Raw genomic sequence first — 18,193 nt, 5'->3', positions numbered from 1 at the left:
GACTCAAGTCTTCGGCAGGCTTTGCAGCCACTCCAGCAGCAGCTCAGGCCACTTCGCGGGCGGATAGCCGTTCTTCACGCGCTGGGGAATGAGATTGCCCACGCCGTGCGCTCCTTCATCGAAAACTTCCATGCGCACCGGCACGCCGATCTTCTCAAGATCGGCTTTGATGTCCTGCGGCATTTCGATGGGCGCGCCGCCCTGGATGCCATCATTGGAGGCGTGCACGAGGAACACGGGTGGCGTGTCCTTTTGAAATACGAAGGGCGACTCCTTCTGCCTCCAGTGCCAGGTGGCGAGGCCGACGGCGAAATCCGGGCGGCTGCTTTCGCGCTCGATGGGATCGGGCGACTGCGCATCGCCACGGTCGAAGTTTGCCGCGAGATTCATGCTAAGATTGCCACCGGCTGAATAGCCTGCGATGCCGACCTGTTTTGGATCAATGCCCCACTCTTTCGCACGATGCCGCACCAGGCGCACAGCGCGCTTCGCATCCAGCAATGTGAGTGCCTGGATGCCGGCGTTGTCCAATTTGTGCGGTGGGCGCAGGCGGTACTTCAGTCCGATGATGGCCATGCCCGTGCGCTTTTCTGCGGGCGGAAGAAAGAGCGTGATGGCGGGCACGGTGACATTTCGAATGGTGCCGCGCTCTTCCTGGATCTCCGCAGGTGCATTCTCCAAAAACTGCGGCGGCTTCCCGGGCCAGAGCGGAATCGATTCCGCGGCAACGAGCACAGCGGCGGAAAATAGCCAGAGGCAGCAGAGCAGTTTCATGGTCGGCCCCTGAAACGCTGGAGCGGCGAAGTCTTTCGTGAAATAATCTGCCGGCTGCCGCCTCTCACTGGCATGAAGCTCGCCGTATTATCCCTCTTCCTCATGCTGCCATCCCTCTCCTGCTCTGCCGCCTCCACTGAGCAGCCCGTGGAGGCCGGGACGGTGCACTGGGGACGCGTCTTGGAGACAGCACTGGCGTCCAGCGGGCAGTCGGGCAAGCCGGTGTTTGCCCTGTTTCAGGAGATTCCTGGCTGCGCAGGCTGCAAGCAGTTCGGTCGCGAGGTCATGTCTCATCCGCTGATCGTGGCAGCTGTCGAGACGGAGTTCACTCCGCTGCTCATTCACAACAACCAGGGCGGCAGGGACTTGGAAGTACTGAAGCGCTTTGGCGAGCCCGCATGGAACTACCAGGTGGTGCGCTTTTTAAATGCTCAGGCAGAAGACATCATCCCGCGCAAAGACCAGGTGTGGGACACCGGCGGAATCGCCGAGCGTATGGTCACGTCGCTGACCCAGGCCAACCGACCAGTGCCCGCCTATCTGAAGCTGCTGGCTGCCGAGCAGTCGCCACGGCTCAAGGAGGCCGTGTTCGCCATGTACTGCTTCTGGACCGGAGAGATGGAGCTGGGAAGAATCGACGGCGTGATCACCACGGAGGCCGGATTCATGGATGGAAGAGAAGTGACGAGGGTGAAGTACGACCCGCAGGTCATTTCGCTGCCGCAATTGATAGCCGCTGCTGAGAAAGTGGAGTGTGCCAATGCGGTGTCTGTGCCGGCGATGGATCTCCCGACAGCAACGACGAAGCGGCTCAAGATCGGGGCCATCTCAGGATATCGAACGGCGCCGAAGGATGATCAGAAGAAGCAGATCAGCGGCACAGCGGCGGCGAAGCTGACTCTTTCCCCGTCCCAGGCCACGAAAGTGAATGCGTGGATACGCACCGATCCCGCCAGGGCTTCAGGCTTCCTCACCAAAGCTCAGCAGGCGCAGCTCAAGGGCGGGTCTTGACGATCAGGCTCTCCAACGGTGGTGCCTCGTGCTCCCCGGTGTTTTCATAACCGGGCAGCTCCTTGCCGCCGTGGCGCTCCTCGCGCGTCTTTACCTCCGGACCATAGGCCATGCGCAGGATTTTCAGGTCTTCGATTTTATCCTCAGCCCTCACGCCTAGCAGAGTGTGGTAGATGGCGCAGTCCTCGATGCGCACACGGGCATCCCCACGCCCACCGGGACCGCGTGCGCGGATGGCCACCTCGTTGTCATCAAAGACGCAGTGGGAGATCAGTGCGTCGATGTGCTCCTTCAAATTCAGCGCAGCCCGTGTGCTGATCTGGCTGGGTTGGTTCCAGCCGTGCATGTAGCACTGGCGGATGATGAGCTTGCAGCGCTCGCCATCAGGCGGGGTCTTGGAATCAAAGGCGTTCTCTCCCGGGCTCTGCCCTTTCTTGAAACCGGGAGCGTCCTCGGTGAGAGGGCCGGTCCACAGATGGCATTTTTCAATGGTGAGGCTGCCGCGCTGCTTGCGGTCAGGATCAAACTGGACGCAGTCGCCCGTGATGTGGGAGATGTCGCAGTTGCGGATGGTCACATCGCCCCAGCGTCCGGTGATGCCATGGGCATCCGTCTGCTTTTCAAAGGTGCCATTGAGGAGGTGGTGGATGCGGCAGTTCTCAATGACCACGCGCGTGCCAAACACGCCCACGCCATTGCCCGTGCCGTTGAAGATTTCGCAATTGCGCAGCGTCACGTCATCCGCCGTGATTTTCACGATGTTGCCACCCGCGCCTTGCGCGTCCACGCGGTAGTTTTCATACACACCGGGTTTGGTGATCTCCAGGCGGTGCACGAGCTTGGCGCCTGAGCTGGTGCCCACAGGGCCGGGCGCGCCGGCGAGATCCACAGCGTGAAGCGTGGGCAGGAGGCAGGCGATGGCGGAGCAGAGAAGAAGAGTGCGCGGCATGACACCCACAACGCCGCTTCAGACTCGATGCTTCCAAATCACCATGGAATCACTGCGCGGTCCTTGAGGAATTTCCCGCGCAAATCATGCGGTGCCTCCAGCGCCAGCCAGGTCAGCGTGTCTGCACCCTCGCCCGGGCTGCGCGGTGCATCGCTGCCGCCCATCTCCGTGCGACACCAGCCTGGGCACATGCTGTTCACCATCACATGAGGCAGTGCAGCGGCGAGCTGCTGCGTGAGCATGTTCAGCGCAGTCTTGCTGATACAGTATGCCGGAGCCCAGGCCTGCGGCTCGCCATCGAGCTGACCCGCGCCGCTGGACACATTGATGATGCGCGGTGCGTTGGATTTCGCGAGCAGCGGGGCAAAGGCCTGGCTCACACGCAGCGTGCCAACGACATTTGTGTTCAGCGTCTCCAGCAGCACTTCGGGTTTGAGGTCGAGCAGGCTTTGATAGTGGTCCAGCAGGATGGCGGAGTTGTTTGCCAGTGCGTCCAGGCGGCCGAATTGCTTGTCGATCTCGGCCACCGCCGCCTTCACGCTGCCGACGTCCGTGATGTCCAGCGCCACAGCGCTGACGCCAGAACCCAGCCTTTTTGCCGCCTCTACGGCGCGGTCTTTTTCGCGGCTTCCAATGATGACTTGTGCGCCACGTGCGGCCAGCTGCCCCGCCGCGGCAAAACCAATGCCGCGCGTGGCTCCAGTGATAAGGATGATGGGATTCATGAGTGCTGTCTGGGATGCCACGCAAACTCAGGCGCGCGCCCAGCGGAACTTACGCTCCTCTTCACGAATCGGTTGATCATTGATGCTCGCGTAGCGCTTCGCCATATAGCCGTTTTCATCAAACTCCCAGTTCTCATTGCCATGGCTGCGCCACCATTGGCCGGCGTGGTCATGCCACTCATACTCAAAGCGCACCGCGATGCGGTTTCCGGTGAAGGCCCACAGCGTTTTCTTGAGGCGGTAGTCCAGCTCCCTGGCCCATTTCTTTTTCAGAAACTCCACCACCTCGGCGCGCCCGTTGAGAAAGACATCGCGGTTGCGCCATTCGGTGTCCGGTGTGTAGGCCAGCGAAACGCGTTCAGGATCGCGGCTGTTCCAGGCGTCTTCGGCGGCCTGGATTTTTTGGATGGCTGTTTCTTCGGTGAAGGGCGGCAGCGGTGGTCGTGGGTTCATGGTGTTGAGTTGTGAAGCTTGAGCTGGGATTCGAGTTCGGCAATGCGGGCTTTCAGCGGAGCGATGGCCTCCTGCACTTCCGCGGCGGTGAAGCGCGGTGTGATGAATTTGGGGCAGTTCCAGTCATAGGACAAAACGCTGATGACAAAGATGCGCTCCACCTTCGCGGCATGGCCTCCGGGCGGGGCAATCTTTTCCACCAGATCGGGGTGCTCCCGCGCATCCAGGACTTTCGCATGGCCGAGGATCTTCAGCCGCTCGCGCGCCGGGTAGTCCATGAGGAAGAGGCTCACGCGGTCATTCTTCGCCACACTGCCCACGCTGATCATCTGCCGGTTTCCGCCATGGTCGGCGAACATGAGTTCATTCGGCCCGGTGACACGCAGGAAGCCTTTGGCCCCGCCGCGATGCTGCAGATACGGCCAGCCGTTTTCCGTGATGGTGGCCATGTAGAAGGAGTCGCGTTGTGCTATGAACTCCGCTTCTGCGGCAGTCAGTACATCGCTCTCAGGCGCGGAGTCAAAGGCGGGATAAGTGCGCCCGTAGTAATGACGCTCCGCCTCGAGCACGGCAGGCGTGAGCACGGTATGCATGAATCGGTCGGCCATAATCGAGGTGGAGCGAGGGGTTTGAAGTAGGGGGAGGTGAATATTAGAAAACGAGCGTCTGCCAGCCTTCGGCGAGATAGCGGCGGATGCTGGCCAGTCCTGGCGTGCCGGGCAGGGCGTGGTCCTTGAGCTCCGGCAGGCCGCAGGCCTCCACCTCCTTGGTGGCGCCAAACACCGCGGCACAGCCGCAGGAGGCACCCGTGATGGCCGGGCGCACTGCATCATACAGGCCATGTGCCGGGTGTGTGGGCTTCTTGAGTTCTGCGGGCCAGCGCACGCCGGTGCCGGCAAAGACGACATTCACTTCGTCGTTCTGCGCCTGGGCCTCTGCTGCTAGAGCAAGGCCATTGAAGGCGCGGCCGAGGGCTTCTTCGCCATTGTTGGGATCGGAGGTGATGATGATTGCGAGTTTCATGAGGTGTTGGATGAGGTGGATGTGCTCTTGATTGAGCAAGCCCAGGGTGCCTCACCCGCAGGCCTGCGGGTAATGCCTGTTCCCTGTTGCCGTTATGCCTTTTGTGCATACCCTGCCGTGCCATGCTGGACCGCATCAAAGCCCTGCTCACCGTCATCGAAGAAGGCAGCGTGAACCGCGCCGCCATGAGGCTGCGCATCACCCAGCCTGCACTGAGCCGGCAGATGCAGGCGCTGGAGCAGGAGCTCGGCGGCAGGCTGCTTGAGCGCGAAACGAGCGGCGTGAAACCCACCGGCCTCGGCCATGCTTTGGTGAAAGCCATGCGCCCATTGGTGTCCAACTACGACGCCGCGCTGGCTGATCTGCGCCGCCAGGCACGCGGAGAGCGCTCCGAGCTGCGCGTAGGCTACCTCGCCTCCGCAGCCCAGAGCCTGCTCACGCCGGCGCTTACAAAGCTGCGCAAAGCCCAGCCGCAGGTGAAGCTGAAGCTGCATGACATGTCTCCCCGCGAAATGCTGGGGGCTCTGCGCACAGGGGAGCTGGATGTGGCGCTCATCGGGCAGGAGGGCGTGGCGGCGGCACGGGAGTTTCACAGCGCCAGGCTGTGCTCCCTGCATGTGTGCGTGGCCGTGGCGGATGACGATGAACTCGCTGCGCGAAAGAATATCTCACTCAAAGAACTGAAGGGCCGCGACTTCATCGGCGTGGATGAAGACGAAGTGCCCGGGCGCAACCGCTGGGCGGCAGCGCTGTGCAAAGCGGCCGGGTTCAGGCCGCGTTTCGCCGTCGTGGTGGATGGCATCTCCAATGTGCTTTCGCAGGTGGTTTCGGAATCGGGCGTCACACTGTTGCCTGGTTATTTTGAAAAGCAGCAGCACCCGGGCGTGAGTTTCATTCCCGTGAGCGACGAAAATGCCCGCTGGGATTTCTTTGTGCTGTGGCAAAAAGGCCGCGCCTCCGCCGCCATACGTGCGCTGGTGGATGCCCTGAAGCAGGTCGCGGCAGAGCTGCGCTGAGCCGATCAATGCAGCGGCAGGCCATGCTGCTGCCAGAAGGACTGCATGGCCCCATGCGAGCCGTTGAAGACATTGCGCTCCACCGGACGGTCGAGATTGCCAAAGTAGAGGCTGTTGTGGTTCATGCCGTGATTGTACACTTTCGGCTGGGAGCGGCCGTGCGACCAGTCCACGCCGCCGTACTGCCACATGGCCCAGTCTGACCACACTTGATACTGATGCAGCAGGCCGTGCGGTGTTCCCGGCGCAGGATACACCGGACCCGCTCCGCCATCGTGCGAATACAGCGCCACCCAGTAGGGCATGCGGCGCAGTTTTGCTTTCGTGGCCGGGTCAGCACTGCTGAGCATCTGCTTCAGGTGCGTGCTGTTTTCCAGATACGCCACCGGCACCACGCCGGTGCGGGACTCTACGCGGTCCATGAATCGCAGGATGTCGGACATACGGGAGTTTGCATCAAAGTCTGCGCACAGCAGCAGCGCGGGCGCATTCCACGTGCGGCCCCGTGCCAATGAGCGCGCGCGGGCGCAGAACTGATCCGCCTGAGCCACGGCATCCACATGCGACTGCAGCCGGTAGTAAACACCCGGCAGCATCCCCGCGCGATCCGCCGCAGCCAGGAAGTTCCCGCATTTCTCGTCCAGGTTTCCGCCCTTTCCCGCACGTGCGATCAGCGCGCTCGCACCGTTCGCGCGCAAAGCCGAGACATCGTGCTCCGAGTAGCCCTGCCCCGGGCGCTGCTTCTCCTTGGGGTCGTAAGCCGAAACATTGATGACCTGCGGCATGCCCCAGGAGGACATTGGCGGCTGGCTCGCAGGCGGACCACCGGTGGGAGGTGTGGAGCAACTGGCAACAGCCAGGAGAAAGGGCAGCAACAGGGTGGGTTTCATGGGTATATATTCGTTTGTGGCACCAGTGCTGGATTGACCGGCCTTTGGCAAGGAGCCTCATCCCACGCTAGAGGCTGAGGCAACGAAAAGCTCGCAAACTCCACATGCAGAATGCGGCGGCGCCTGGCGCTGACAGAACGGGAGGACGCATGGAGCAGCAGCGGCCGCATCAGCAGCACGTCACCGGCCCGGGCCTCGCAGAGCACCTCATCTTGCGTCTCCCGACATTGGCGGATGGCCTCGGCGCTCAGCCGGCCCAGACGATGGCTTCCGGGGATCACCCGCAGGGCGCCGTTGTCCGCATCGGTGTCATCAAGATGCAGACGGGCTGTGAGCATGTGGTCCAGCAAATGCATGGGTGGCTGCACATGCGGCACGCCATCCTTCACGCTCCACGGGCCGAATCCCGGAACTTCGGCCTGTTCTTTGAGCGCGAGAGTCAGATCCTGATGCCAGGCCACCAGCCAGTTTCTCTCCGGCCGTTTGTCAAAGTAGATGCCGCGCACGGGTAAAGGCGTATCCGGTAAATGCGGTCGCACGAGATCGCTCAGAGCCGACTGCGCCAGGTCCTCCACCGCCCGCAGGCGCAGCACGCCGCGCGTTCCTGCGCCATCGGCATCTCCCAGCAGAGATGCCAGTGAAAGGCATCCTTCGACATCGAGAACGCTCGGCACAATGGCGAATCCATGGGTGTCCAGATGAGAGGCGAGAGTCATGCCACCGATGAGTTGCATGCTCGCCGCCTTGCTTCAAGGAGCCTTTGCATCCGCCAGATGCTTCAGGAAGAACGCCGTCGTCTGCTGATCGATCTCCGCGATCGTCGGAGAGATGGCATCGCCGCTGAAGCCATGCCCGGCACCCTTGGAGATGATGCATTCCACGGAAGCGCCTTTCGCCTGCGCCGCATCCCGCAAAGCGATGGCATTGTGCACGGAGAGGACTTTGTCATCATCTCCATGCGCCACTAAAACAGCCGGGCTGTCCGCGCGCAGAAGCTCAATCGGGCTGAGCTTCAGCGCCAGCTCGCGCTTTTCGGTCAACAATCCGCCGAGCAGGGGGATCATGCGCTGCGGCCTCTCGAAATTGCCGCCCTTCATGCACTCCGCATCCACAAACGAAACCAGCGGGTAGAAAGCCGCCACGCAGCGGACTTTCGCGGGTGGCCCCTCCATCGCAGGATCACAGGGGTAGTCGCTGTCCTTGCCGAGCGCCGTCACCAGCGTGAGGTGCCCGCCGGCGGAGGAGCCAAATGTGCCGATGCGGTCTGTGTCGATGCCATATTCCTGCGCATGCTTCACCATAAAGCGTAGCGCATCCTTGCAGTCGGCCACGGCATCGGCGGCCAGCGTCGGTTTGCCATCCACCAGACGATATTCAACACTCGCGCACACGAACCCTGCCTGACTGAGGCTGCGGATCACACCGATGACATCTTGCCGCAGCACCTTGTACCTGTCGCCACCGCCCCAGCCGCCGCCATGAATGTAGACGACGAGCGGGGCTTTCTCATACTTCTTCACCAGCGGCTGAAACAGCATGAGCTCCAGCTGCTTCTCACCGATCTGCTTGAAGACAATGTTATCGACGATTTTCAGATCCGTGGGCAGGCGCGGCGCGGCTTCGCGGGCTTTGCCAGCGGCCGTGACGATCTGCGTGGCAAGCAGCAGAGCGCAAAAAATGAGAAGAGGTTTCATGGTCGGAAGTGATCGAGCGGGAAGTGAGAAATCATTCGTCGTTATCTGGCTTCGCGCCTGGCAGGGTGTCCAGCGGCACCGGAAAGTCCTTTGTGAGTTCCTCGTAGATTTTGCGTGAGGTGTTCTTTTTCTCCGTGAAGGCGGCGCTGACGTCCTTCACTTCGGTGATGTCATTCTGAACATCGTAGAATCCGCCGCCCTCAGGATACATGCTCTTGTCCTCACCCTTCCGAATCATCTTCGGTTGCAAGGCCACCGCATCCAGCTTGTGATCCCCATTGCGGATAGACCACGCCTGCCTTCCCAGCCTTCGGAAGAACAAAACATCATGCGGGCTGCCCTCCTTTTTTCCGGTGAGGAAGGGCATCACGTCCACCCCATCCATTGTGCGATCCGTCGGCATCTTTCCTCCTGCAAGCTTCACGGTCGTGGCAAAAATATCCATCGAGCTCACCACCGCCGCCGTGTTGGTGACACCTTGCGGCAGCGTCCCCGGCCAGCTCATCACAAAGGGCACGCGCACGCCGCCGTCATACACCGAGCCCTTGCCGCTGCGCAGCGGCAGATTCACACTTCCCAGATCGTTCGGACGCGCCAGCGCACCACCGTTGTCGCTGAGATAAAAAATCAGCGTGTTCTCGCGCAGCCCCTCCTTCTTCAGCGTGTCCAGCAGGCGGCCCACGCCATCGTCCACCGCCAGCAGCATGGAAAGATACGTCAGGCGCAGCAGCTCCTGGTCGAGATCGGTGCCTTTGAAATTGCCGAAATCGAAATTCGGCGCAGCATACGATGCCTTGCGGCCTTTGGCGGAAGTGTGTGTTTTCATCCGCTCAAAGGCGGCCTTGTAGCTCGGGTCATGCTCCACGATGCGGCGCATCAGCGGCTCCTTGCTGCAAAACGGGCTGTGCGGCGCGTGATGCGCGATGTAGGCAAAGAACGGCTGCTTTTTGTGCTCGCGGATGAAAGCGATCGCCTCGTCGGTGATCGCATCCGTCACATACGGTCCGTACTCGCGCATGCCACCCGCCGCCCAGGCTTTGGGATGCGGCGTTTTCTTCATGAAGAAGTCCTGCGCGGATGTGAGGTAGGCCTGGTCAAAGCCGCGCCCCTTCGGACTCAGCTCGCCTGTGCTGTCTCCATCAGGTCCGCAGTGCCATTTGCCAAACATGGCCGTCGCATAGCCCGTGCCCTGCAGCGCACGTGGAATGAAAATCTCCTTCGCCGTACCAAAGAAGCCGTTTTCCTCCACCGCAAACCGGCTGGCCGAGCGCCCCGTCAGCAGCGACTGCCGTGAAGGGCCGCAGGTGGAGAAGGCGACGTAGCCATTTTTAAACACCACTCCCTCCTTCGCCAGGCGGTCCAGATTCGGCGTCAGCGCCTGCTTCGAAGCCGGCAGCCCTTGAAAGCCCACATCGGCGTAGCCTTGATCGTCCGTCAGAATGACGATCACATTGGGTTTGGCACCCGCCGCAGAAACAGCGGAAGAGACAAAGGCAAAGCAGAACAGGAAGTGAAGGAAGGCAGGCAGCTTCATGGCCGCGCTGAAACGCAGCGTGGCATGCTTTCTAGCCAGCGTTCTCAGACTCAAAATTCCGTCCGCGTCACCTTCGCGCCATTCTCCGAACGCAGCTCGATCCAGTCGATCTCCACAGGCTGCTCCTGCATGGGCAGGTAAAGGCGCACAATGCCAAGCGTGCCTGTGGCGGGAAGCTGCACGTTGATCTCCTGCCAGTCACCACCCTTCAGCGTGAAGGACACGCGCTGCGCCTTTCCGTCGGTAGCCAGCCAGTCGAAGTGAGAAGTTCCCGCCTTGGCCTTGAGGCGGAATTTCGCTGTCGTCGGCCCGCTGTGCTTGCCGGCGGAGAAGCCAAGGAAGCACTCAAAGCCGATGCTGGTCACGCTCACGATGCCGTCCTTCACCGTGGCCTTGCAGTCACGTGCCTTCCAGCCTTGCAGCGCGGGGTCCCCATCATCTTTGGCGGGTGCCTTGGCTTTCGCTTTGCCCTGTGGCTTGCCTTCGAGCTCGGGATGATACTGCTTCGGGTCAAAGGCCGGATTCGGCACGGGCACCACCGCATGGGTGTCTTTGAGGAAATTCTCGATCAAGGTGTCCAGCTCCTGCACGAGTTCAGGCTTCTGCGCAGCGAGATTGATTTTCTCGCCGGGGTCATCGCGCAGATTGAAAAGCAGGTGGCGATGCGCGCCTTTCTCGCCGCCGTGAAAGAGGCGGATGAGCTTCCAATCATCTCGATGCACAGACACACCGGGCGGCAGCCAGTCCGGCACATTGGAAGTGGAATGCGGGAAGTATTGGAAGATGGCCTTCCCGGACAGATCGCCGCCTTTCAGCGCAGGCAGAATGCTGTGGCCATCAAAGATCTGTCCTGGCGCAGGATCGATCGCGAGAGCTTCGAGCAGGCTGGGGTAGTAGTCTTCGCTCTGGATCAGCGCATCGCTGCGTGCTCCCGCCTTGGCAAGACCTGGCCAGACGATCACGCCCGGCACACGCGTGCCGCCCTCAAACAGGCAGGCTTTGCCACCGCGTAGAGGCGCATTGCTGGTGGGCGTGGTGCCGTCCACCTTGTCATACATGTTGCCACCGTTGTCGGCGGTGAAAATGATGATCGTGTTGTCAGCAATCTTGAGCCGGTCCAGCGCATCCAGCAGAGTGCCCACCGCGTCGTCCATGCTCTCCACCATCGCCGCATACGTCGGGCTGCGCTGCGGATCAGCGGGATTCACACGCGCGCGATGTTTTTCGATCAGCGCCTTCTTCGCGTCAAACGGCGCATGCACGCTGAACATCCAGTAGTTCATGTAAAACGGCTGGCCCTTGTGCTTCTCCATGAAGGCCACCGCCTCCTTGGCCATGCGGTCCTCGATGTGCTGGTCCGGCACATCCGGATCTGCGTCAAAGTCCGCGAATTTCCACGGCGCCACATAGCTGCCCGCGGGTCCGGGCCCGGGATGGTGCGGCACATCCACATCAAAGCCATGCTGCAGCGGCGAATAGGGCTCGGGGCCCAGATGCCATTTGCCAAAATGGCCCGTGGCATAGCCTGCATCGTGCAGCGTCTCCGCCAGCGTGCGATATTCGGTCTTCAAACGCGTCGGCGGCGTGGGCTGGATCGCCTTTTGGTCTGCTGCTGATTTTTTGGGCAGCGTCGCTTCCAGCACCACCTGTGGCATGTGGCAGTTCGGCACGGTGATGCCCGTGCGGGCCGGGCTTAGCCCCGTGAGAATGGCGGAGCGCGTGGGCGAGCACAACGGACTCGCGGAATACGCGCGCGTAAAAGTCATGCCACGCTTCGCCAGCCGCTCCACATTCGGTGTCTGGTAAAACTTCGTCGTGCCATACAGCGTTGTGTCACTCCAGCCCAGATCGTCGGCAAGAATGATGATGACATTTGGCTGTGCCGAAAATGACGGCGGCAGCATGATGAAAAGAGCCAGTAATGTGGTCGGGAGAAAAAGTCTCATGGTACGGATACGTTCTTTAAATGCGCCGCAAGACGCTCCCGCATGCGCTTCATGCGATCTGCCTGCGCCGGCTGGTCAGCGAGGTTGTGCAGTTCATCCGGGTCGGTGCGAAGGTCATACAAAAGCTCGCCGCCGTTTTGATCCCAGGCGATGTAGCGAAAGGCGTCCGTGCGCACGCTGTGACCGGTCAGTTTTGTGTTGGTGGCCACCATGGTGCTGACTGCAATCTGACGCCCCTTGGCGGCGGGATCATCGAGCATAGGTTTCAGGCTGCGGCCCTGCAGGTGCTTAGGGAGTGGCAGTCCGGCGAGATCACACAGCGTCGGGTACACATCGACCTGTTCCGCGAGTCCCGCTCGCACTCCGGGCTTTACACCGGGTGCGGCAATGATGAGCGGCACGTGAGTTCCACCTTCAAACAGCGTCTGCTTTGCCCACAGGCCATGTTCGCCCAGCTGATAGCCGTGGTCGCCAGTGAGCACGACGATCGTGTTCTCTGCGAGCTTCAGCTCATTGAGCCTGGCGAGGACACGGCCGATCTGCGAATCCACAAATCCCGTGGCCGCCAGATAGGCCTGCAGCGCATCACGGGCTTCGTCCTGCGTGGGCTCTGCGTAGCGGAAGACGTTGTTGTTGGGCCGCAGCGATGACTGCGGCAGGTGCGTGATCACCTCTCCGCCCTCACGATAAAACGGCGGCAGGCTGAGCCGGTTTTTGTCGATGGCCTCAAAGAACGCCTTTGGCGCCACATACGGGGTGTGCGGCCGGATGAAGCCCACCGCCAGGAAGAAGGATTTCTCTTTAAAAGCATCCAGCGTGGCGATGGCATCATCGGCAATCTGGTAATCGGTGAAATCAGCCGCCGGTCGTGCCGAGGCAGCGTAGGCGCGGTTGTAGCCCTCTCCCTTGGCGGTTCCGTGCGGCTTGTCACCAGGATCGTTCGCCGCCTTGGCTTCGACGAAGTTTTCGGTGTCCTTGTGCAACGCGGTGCGCAGCTCCACATCGAGCTTTGTCTTGGGGTCGGCCACATGGAAGACTTTTCCGATTCGCCCCGTGGCATAGCCATGATCCTTGAAATACTGCGGCAGCGTCACCACCTCAGGCAGCGCCTTTCTCAGGCTGGTCGTGAGATCCATGACCCCCGTTTTCTCCGGATAGCAGCCCGTCAGAAAAGAGCAGCGTGAAGGATTGCACAGGGCAAACTGCGTGTAGGCATGCTCAAACCGCACACCACGCGCCGCCAGCGCATCCATGGCTGGAGTGTGTACGCTCGTGTTGCCATGGCATGAAAGGGTGGTCGTCAGATCATCGACGATGATGAACAGCACATTGGGACGTGCTGCGTTCAGCACAGGCGCGCAGAGCATTGCCATGAAGAGTACAATGGAGCGTAGCATAGGCGGCTGTGGAGTTTGGCTTTCGTTTACGGCTTTGTGCCCCTGCTTTTCTTGTGCAGCCCATCACATTTGGCGATGGCGGCTTTGAGCGGCGTGAGAATGGGATCGATGGGCTCCTCTTGATCGCTGATAAAACCCTCTCGGTACAGGATGCCACGCTGTTCGTAGGATGAGATTTCTCTGGCGTCTCCCTTTTTTAGGGCGGCCAGATAAGGCTGGCGCAGACCGCGCATGTAGCCGCAGTGATGCCAGCCGATGAACCACGGCTGCGCAAACAACTTGGTCAGTGTCTCATCGTAGGTCTGGCCCAGCGCCTTGTAAAATTCAGGGTTCCCACCATTCATCGCGCTGTCCGGCCAGATGGGCTTGCAGGTTGTGTCCCCGTTGATGATGGGCAGGCCGCTCTCTTGATGCACGCTGGCGAGCGTGGCCACCTGCTCGTCGGCAGGGGCATAATATTGCACGTTGATGACATCTACAAATCCATGCATTTGCCGGAGGCACTCCTTCCGTTCCGCAGGGTGTTTGCGGTCGCGGTTCATGTTCAGCTTGTCACCCAGTATAAGATGGTGCGCGTCGTGTTTGCGAATGCTGCGCGCGCGCTCCTCATACCAGCGGTGCATAAGGGCGGAGAGAAAGGCACGGCTGTCGGCTGCGGCGGCAGCGGGGTTTCCCAGCTCGACCCATTGCGTGCATGCGGCGATCTCATCCCAGCTTGTGGCTTTGAGCGCATACACTGCAGCCGCCGTGGCCGGGTCGGCGTGGCGCTTCTGCAGCAGGGAGATCCATGCCTGCTTGCCCGCGGCTGGGGCCGGTTGTGACATCAGGGCATGCACCCACGGGTGCAGCGTCCTTTGCGCAGGAGAAAGCTTCGCATAAGCCGGACTTACTTCTTCATCTTCCACCGTCCACGGCGGGCCGTCGGTATAAGCGTAGCCGAGCAGTGTCGGATCTTGCGCACGCGGTTTCACGAGCTTGTCGGCCACCGCGGCAAGTTCCACGAGGAAACGATCGTCAAACACATCTGTCGGCCGCTTCGCAAACTGGCGCACCAGCTCCGCGCGCTTCATGTTCCAGCCCCACGGCACTTCGACCGGCAGATGGCACACGTAGTAGCCGCCGACTGCCTCCTGCAGGCTTCTGGAGAGCGGGTTGTGAAACCCCAGCGTGTTGAATCCCCATGCCTTGAAGTTCGCCGCCACACGCGAGGCCCACTTCTTCACCGCCACAGATTCATCGTCATACGAGCCGTCTCTGCGGAAAACTTCTCCTCCATAAGTGGTGCGAACAAAGTCCGCATTGCGCGGGCTCTGCCAGTAAACCGGCTCGACATGGTTGGCCCCGATGGACAAAAACGTTTCTCCCGTCGGAGAGCGAAACCACCAGACACCCTCGATCTGGCAGAGGCTCACGGCTGGCTGCGAATCAGCAGCCATGGCCATTCCCGAAGTCAAAAGCACACAGGAAACCAGCGGCATGCAAACGGCAAGAAAGCAGAAGAGGGATCGAATCATGGCAGAGGGGCTGGGTTGGGATGCAGACTGGCTCAGTCGCCGCCGGCCTTCTTGTTCTCCTCGGCGGTCGTCCACCACCGCTTTTCATCGAAGCCGGGATTTTGGGTGGGCCGCCGGGCCCCCGTTCGTTCCAGCCAGGCGTTCAGAGCTTGGGTGAGGTGTGCGGCCTTTTGGGGGCGCTCGGCGGCGAGATCGTGCGCCTCACTGATGTCTTCGCGCACGTTGTAGAGCTCAGTGCGTGGGCCGATGACAAGCTTGCCATAGGGCTTGTCATCCGGGGTGAATCCGGTCGTGTCCAGGTAGTCGCCAAACCAATGGATAAGCTTCCAGTCCCCCTCACGGATGACGGCGCAAGGTGTGCGGCCAAAGTTGGTGGTGTAGGTGGGCATGTGCCAGTGCAGCGCGGTACGTTGGAGGGCGCCACTTTGTTCCAGCAGCGGCATCAGGCTCTCGCCATCGAGCCCATGTTTTGCGGGCGGCGTTGCTCCGGCGAGCGCGGCGTAGGTGGGATAAAAATCGACGGCATGCACCGGCGCGTCGGAGGTGCTTTCAGCCTTCACTTTTCCTGGCCAGCGTACGATGAGCGGCACGCGGATGCCGCCTTCATATGGCGCGCCCTTGCCTTCGCGAAGAGGGGCGTTTTTCGTCACGCGGGAGAGCCCGCCATTGTCGCTGGTGAAGACGACGACCGTGCGTTCACGAAGCCCGAGCTCATCGAGTTTTTCGAGCAGGCGGCCCACCTGGTTGTCGAAATGCTCCAGCATGGCGAGATAGTTTGCGATGGGCCGCTCGGTGGAGCGTCCTTCGTTTGTCGCAGCACGCTGGTAGCCGCGTGCCACATGCTTTGCGATCAGCGCCTCCGGCGCCTCCAGAGGCGTGTGCGGGCTGAAGTGGGAGACGAAGGCAAACCACGGCCTGTCTTTGTTCATCTCCATGAAGTGGATGATGTCATCGGTGATGGCCGTCACGGTTTTGTCCTCGTGATGCTCCGCTCCATTTGCAGGACCGGCGAAATCAAAGCCGTAGGTGTCAAAGTACCCTCCCCCGTCGCGTTTCCTCAGGGGAGCCACGGAGGCATTGTTGGCGATGTGCCACTTTCCGCTGATCCCGGTCGCGTAGCCCGCCTTTCTCAGCGTCGTCGCGAGCGTGGCCACCTCAGGGGCTAAGGCGTCATTGGCTGCAGGAGACTGCATCGGCGCCCTTGAGGGCTCCTTTTCATTGAGCACTTTGAACACGCCCGTGCGTGCTCCGTATTGACCGGACAAAAAGGCCGCGCGGGTCGGCGAGCACTGCGCATCCGCATACGCTGTGGTAAAACGCATGCCCTCTGCTGCAAGACGGTCCAGGTTCGGCGTGGCGACATCCTTGTTGCCATAGCAGCTCAGGGCGTTCCATCCCATGTCGTCCGCGAGAATGTGGAGAACATTAGGCTGCGCCGCGAGGGACGAACGATCTAGGATGCAAAGAAAGATCAGGGCGCAGAGACTTTTCATCAGTTCGCAGGTTTGATATCCAGCGTGCGAAACTCCGCCGCACCAGGCGGCAGATGCACACGCACATGAATGACACGCCCCTCTGCCGGGATTGTAATCTCCTGTGTCTGCCATTCATCTCCCGCTTTCACTTCAAACGGCACACGGTTCGCAGGGAGAAAGTCTTTGTCTCCTTCCATCCGCCAGGCGATGGCGCCCTGGCCGGAGGCCGATGTTTTTAAAACGATTCTGGCCTTCGCAGGCGCGGCCAGCTTGATCTGGCTGCGGGTGATAAAGGTGCCTTTGCCACCTTTGTCAGGAGTGAGGACCAGTACGCCGTCTTTTTCGACAAGGCTGCCTCCACGCGCCAGCCAGCCGCGTGTGGCTTTCGTGTCGGCCTGGTCGGCTTTGGCATCGGGTTTCGGTGCGGGCTTTCCTTCAAGGTAAAAGTCAAAATAGTCATTCCACACCCCTGCCATGTGCCCAAGAGCGAGGCCGGGCGGATTCAGATCCGCACACCATGTGGTGAGTTTGCCACGCAGGCGTGTCGCGATGTCCGGATGCTGCGAAGCGAGGCTGTGCTTTTCCTCCAGGTCGGTGGAGAGATCGTAAAGATACTCACGCTCGCCCCCGCGCAGCAGCTTCCAGTTTCCCTCGCGGATGGCGCTCTGGGCCATCCAGCGCCACATCAGCGCCTCATGCGGTGGCTGAGTGTTTTCACCTTTGAGATAAGGAAGGAGATTCACCCCATCGAGATCTCCGGGCTTCACGGCAACGTCTGCCAGCGCCGCCGCCGTGGCTGCGACATCCAGCGCGCTCACAGCATGCTCATAAGTCTGCCCGCCTGGGATCGTCCCGGGCCATGCGATGAGAAAAGGCACATGCATGCCACCTTCGGCCAGCATGCCTTTTTCGCCATTCAGGGGCGTGTTCAGGCTGCCATCCCAGCCGCCTGCATCTCCTTCGAGCGGGGAGTCGGTTTTGTGAATCTTCAGCGGCGCGCCGTTGTCGCCAATGAGGAAGATCAGCGTCTTCTCTGTCAGCCCATGCTGCTTCAGCGTGTCGGTGATCAAGCCGACGCCATCATCCACCGCAGCCAGCATGCCCAGCGCGGCACGGCGGCGCTCGGGCATCGAACCCGGAAAGCGGTCCTTGTACGACTGCGGTGCATCCAGCGGCGTGTGCGGCGCGCGCAGGGCGACATATAGAAAGAACGGCTGCTCCTTGTAGCGTGTGACGATCGCCGCCGCCGCCCGCGTGCAGCCTTCCACATGATAAAGCTCCGGCTTCATCTCGCCCATCGGCTGATCCTTTCCATCCACCGAGATGTTGGCGGTGAACCTCTGCTGCCCGTGCTGCGAGTACGCGTGGGTGAAGCCGTGATTTGTAATCTCGTTCGTGGGTCCCAGGTGCCATTTGCCAAACTGCGCCGTCACATAGCCCGCACGCTGCAGCCGCGTGGCAATGGTGGTCTCCTTGTTAAAACCATCCAGCGCGGAGCCGTTGTTGTCCAGGTTGAAGCGGCCCTGAAACTTCCCCGTCATCAATCCGCCGCGTGAAGGCACGCACTGCGGCGCGGTGCTGTAGCCATTTTTGGCAATGACGCCGCTGCGCGCCAGCGCGTCGATGTGCGGCGTTTTCACATCCTTCTCCACACCCCGGATGCCCAGGTCGGCAAAGCCGTGGTCATCGGTGTAGAAGACAATGAGGTTCGGTTTGTCTGCGGCCGGGCTCGAAACCGCCAGAGTGATTGCAAACCAGCCACAAGCCCATGGAAATCGCTTCAGCATAAGTT

17 protein-coding genes are annotated in these 18,193 nt (G+C 61.1%); 2 read left to right on the top strand and 15 right to left on the bottom strand.

Going from position 1 to position 18,193, the window contains the following annotated elements:
- Window positions 1-3: 3 nt before the first annotated feature.
- Window positions 4-774, bottom strand: coding sequence for an alpha/beta hydrolase (locus tag ACILSR_RS10050; protein ID WP_395749630.1), 771 nt, complete (start codon window positions 772-774; stop codon window positions 4-6).
- 72 nt (window positions 775-846) lie between these two features.
- Between ACILSR_RS10050 and ACILSR_RS10045 the strand changes: the two genes are divergently transcribed.
- Entirely contained in the window at window positions 847-1,785 is a 939-nt protein-coding gene (locus tag ACILSR_RS10045; RefSeq protein WP_395749629.1) for a VPGUxxT family thioredoxin-like (seleno)protein, type 2, read from the top strand.
- Here the strand turns inward: ACILSR_RS10045 and ACILSR_RS10040 are convergent.
- From ACILSR_RS10040 to ACILSR_RS10020, 5 genes are read right to left on the bottom strand one after another with little or no spacing between them, the layout of a single operon-like run.
- A complete protein-coding gene (locus ACILSR_RS10040; protein ID WP_395749628.1) occupies window positions 1,769-2,734 on the bottom strand; it encodes a right-handed parallel beta-helix repeat-containing protein in 966 nt (321 codons plus the stop codon). The two genes, ACILSR_RS10045 and ACILSR_RS10040, sit on opposite strands and share 17 nt — an antisense overlap.
- Before the next feature lie 38 nt (window positions 2,735-2,772).
- On the bottom strand, window positions 2,773-3,459 hold the full coding sequence (locus ACILSR_RS10035; protein ID WP_395749627.1) for an SDR family NAD(P)-dependent oxidoreductase: 687 nt from the start codon (window positions 3,457-3,459) through the stop codon (window positions 2,773-2,775).
- 27 nt (window positions 3,460-3,486) lie between these two features.
- On the bottom strand, window positions 3,487-3,912 hold the full coding sequence (locus ACILSR_RS10030; RefSeq protein WP_395749626.1) for a DUF1348 family protein: 426 nt from the start codon (window positions 3,910-3,912) through the stop codon (window positions 3,487-3,489).
- Window positions 3,909-4,520, bottom strand: a complete 612-nt coding sequence (locus ACILSR_RS10025) for a pyridoxamine 5'-phosphate oxidase family protein (protein ID WP_395749625.1) — start codon at window positions 4,518-4,520, stop codon at window positions 3,909-3,911. Before ACILSR_RS10025 ends, ACILSR_RS10030 begins: the two co-directional genes overlap by 4 nt.
- A gap of 43 nt (window positions 4,521-4,563) precedes the next feature.
- Window positions 4,564-4,935, bottom strand: coding sequence for a hypothetical protein (locus ACILSR_RS10020; RefSeq protein WP_395749624.1), 372 nt, complete (start codon window positions 4,933-4,935; stop codon window positions 4,564-4,566).
- 122 nt (window positions 4,936-5,057) lie between these two features.
- On the opposite strand from ACILSR_RS10020, the gene ACILSR_RS10015 reads away from it, so the two are divergent.
- Window positions 5,058-5,951, top strand: a complete 894-nt coding sequence (locus ACILSR_RS10015) for a LysR family transcriptional regulator (protein WP_395749623.1) — start codon at window positions 5,058-5,060, stop codon at window positions 5,949-5,951.
- A gap of 5 nt (window positions 5,952-5,956) precedes the next feature.
- Here the strand turns inward: ACILSR_RS10015 and ACILSR_RS10010 are convergent, their stop codons facing one another.
- From ACILSR_RS10010 to ACILSR_RS09970, 9 genes are read right to left on the bottom strand one after another with little or no spacing between them, the layout of a single operon-like run.
- On the bottom strand, window positions 5,957-6,841 hold the full coding sequence (locus ACILSR_RS10010; RefSeq protein ID WP_395749622.1) for a GH25 family lysozyme: 885 nt from the start codon (window positions 6,839-6,841) through the stop codon (window positions 5,957-5,959).
- A complete protein-coding gene (locus tag ACILSR_RS10005) occupies window positions 6,838-7,575 on the bottom strand; it encodes a phytanoyl-CoA dioxygenase family protein (RefSeq protein WP_395749621.1) in 738 nt (245 codons plus the stop codon). Before ACILSR_RS10005 ends, ACILSR_RS10010 begins: the two co-directional genes overlap by 4 nt.
- A 15-nt stretch (window positions 7,576-7,590) precedes the next feature.
- The gene (locus tag ACILSR_RS10000) at window positions 7,591-8,535 is read right to left on the bottom strand and encodes an alpha/beta hydrolase fold domain-containing protein (RefSeq protein ID WP_395749620.1); all 945 of its coding nucleotides are present in this window, start codon (window positions 8,533-8,535) and stop codon (window positions 7,591-7,593) included.
- A 31-nt stretch (window positions 8,536-8,566) separates the two neighbouring features.
- Window positions 8,567-10,069 (bottom strand): sulfatase-like hydrolase/transferase, encoded by a 1,503-nt coding sequence (locus tag ACILSR_RS09995; RefSeq protein WP_395749619.1) that lies wholly within the window; start codon window positions 10,067-10,069, stop codon window positions 8,567-8,569.
- Window positions 10,070-10,119: 50 nt separating this feature from the next.
- Window positions 10,120-12,015: a sulfatase gene (locus ACILSR_RS09990; RefSeq protein ID WP_395749618.1), complete on the bottom strand. Its 1,896-nt coding sequence runs from the start codon at window positions 12,013-12,015 to the stop codon at window positions 10,120-10,122.
- Entirely contained in the window at window positions 12,012-13,388 is a 1,377-nt protein-coding gene (locus tag ACILSR_RS09985; RefSeq protein WP_395749617.1) for a sulfatase, read from the bottom strand. The genes ACILSR_RS09990 and ACILSR_RS09985 overlap by 4 nt, the downstream gene beginning before the upstream one ends.
- Before the next feature lie 50 nt (window positions 13,389-13,438).
- On the bottom strand, window positions 13,439-14,926 hold the full coding sequence (locus ACILSR_RS09980) for a hypothetical protein (RefSeq protein WP_395749616.1): 1,488 nt from the start codon (window positions 14,924-14,926) through the stop codon (window positions 13,439-13,441).
- Between the two features lie 32 nt (window positions 14,927-14,958).
- The gene (locus ACILSR_RS09975; RefSeq protein WP_395749615.1) at window positions 14,959-16,419 is read right to left on the bottom strand and encodes a sulfatase; all 1,461 of its coding nucleotides are present in this window, start codon (window positions 16,417-16,419) and stop codon (window positions 14,959-14,961) included.
- The gene (locus ACILSR_RS09970; RefSeq protein WP_395749614.1) at window positions 16,419-18,188 is read right to left on the bottom strand and encodes a sulfatase; all 1,770 of its coding nucleotides are present in this window, start codon (window positions 18,186-18,188) and stop codon (window positions 16,419-16,421) included. Before ACILSR_RS09970 ends, ACILSR_RS09975 begins: the two co-directional genes overlap by 1 nt.
- Window positions 18,189-18,193 lie beyond the last annotated feature (5 nt).

Source organism: Prosthecobacter sp., assembly GCF_044222565.1.
Classification (GTDB): Bacteria; Verrucomicrobiota; Verrucomicrobiia; order Verrucomicrobiales; family Verrucomicrobiaceae; genus Prosthecobacter.
Note: the sequence above shows the minus strand (reverse complement) of the source record. Positions and strands in the feature narration are given on the sequence as shown.

Bases quoted from the DNA above. Each gene is read 5' to 3' on its own strand.
- ACILSR_RS10040 (WP_395749628.1), bottom strand. From the start codon at position 2,734: ATGCCGCGCACTCTTCTTCTCTGCTCCGCCATCGCCTGCCTCCTGCCC.
- ACILSR_RS10025 (WP_395749625.1), bottom strand. From the start codon at position 4,520: ATGGCCGACCGATTCATGCATACCGTGCTCACGCCTGCCGTGCTCGAG.
- ACILSR_RS10020 (WP_395749624.1), bottom strand. From the start codon at position 4,935: ATGAAACTCGCAATCATCATCACCTCCGATCCCAACAATGGCGAAGAA.
- ACILSR_RS09980 (WP_395749616.1), bottom strand. From the start codon at position 14,926: ATGATTCGATCCCTCTTCTGCTTTCTTGCCGTTTGCATGCCGCTGGTT.
- ACILSR_RS10010 (WP_395749622.1), bottom strand. From the start codon at position 6,841: ATGAAACCCACCCTGTTGCTGCCCTTTCTCCTGGCTGTTGCCAGTTGC.
- ACILSR_RS09995 (WP_395749619.1), bottom strand. From the start codon at position 10,069: ATGAAGCTGCCTGCCTTCCTTCACTTCCTGTTCTGCTTTGCCTTTGTC.
- ACILSR_RS09970 (WP_395749614.1), bottom strand. From the start codon at position 18,188: ATGCTGAAGCGATTTCCATGGGCTTGTGGCTGGTTTGCAATCACTCTG.
- ACILSR_RS09990 (WP_395749618.1), bottom strand. From the start codon at position 12,015: ATGAGACTTTTTCTCCCGACCACATTACTGGCTCTTTTCATCATGCTG.
- ACILSR_RS09975 (WP_395749615.1), bottom strand. From the start codon at position 16,419: ATGAAAAGTCTCTGCGCCCTGATCTTTCTTTGCATCCTAGATCGTTCG.
- ACILSR_RS10030 (WP_395749626.1), bottom strand. From the start codon at position 3,912: ATGAACCCACGACCACCGCTGCCGCCCTTCACCGAAGAAACAGCCATC.
- ACILSR_RS10035 (WP_395749627.1), bottom strand. From the start codon at position 3,459: ATGAATCCCATCATCCTTATCACTGGAGCCACGCGCGGCATTGGTTTT.
- ACILSR_RS10015 (WP_395749623.1), top strand. From the start codon at position 5,058: ATGCTGGACCGCATCAAAGCCCTGCTCACCGTCATCGAAGAAGGCAGC.
- ACILSR_RS10000 (WP_395749620.1), bottom strand. From the start codon at position 8,535: ATGAAACCTCTTCTCATTTTTTGCGCTCTGCTGCTTGCCACGCAGATC.
- ACILSR_RS09985 (WP_395749617.1), bottom strand. From the start codon at position 13,388: ATGGCAATGCTCTGCGCGCCTGTGCTGAACGCAGCACGTCCCAATGTG.
- ACILSR_RS10050 (WP_395749630.1), bottom strand. From the start codon at position 774: ATGAAACTGCTCTGCTGCCTCTGGCTATTTTCCGCCGCTGTGCTCGTT.
- ACILSR_RS10005 (WP_395749621.1), bottom strand. From the start codon at position 7,575: ATGCAACTCATCGGTGGCATGACTCTCGCCTCTCATCTGGACACCCAT.
- ACILSR_RS10045 (WP_395749629.1), top strand. From the start codon at position 847: ATGAAGCTCGCCGTATTATCCCTCTTCCTCATGCTGCCATCCCTCTCC.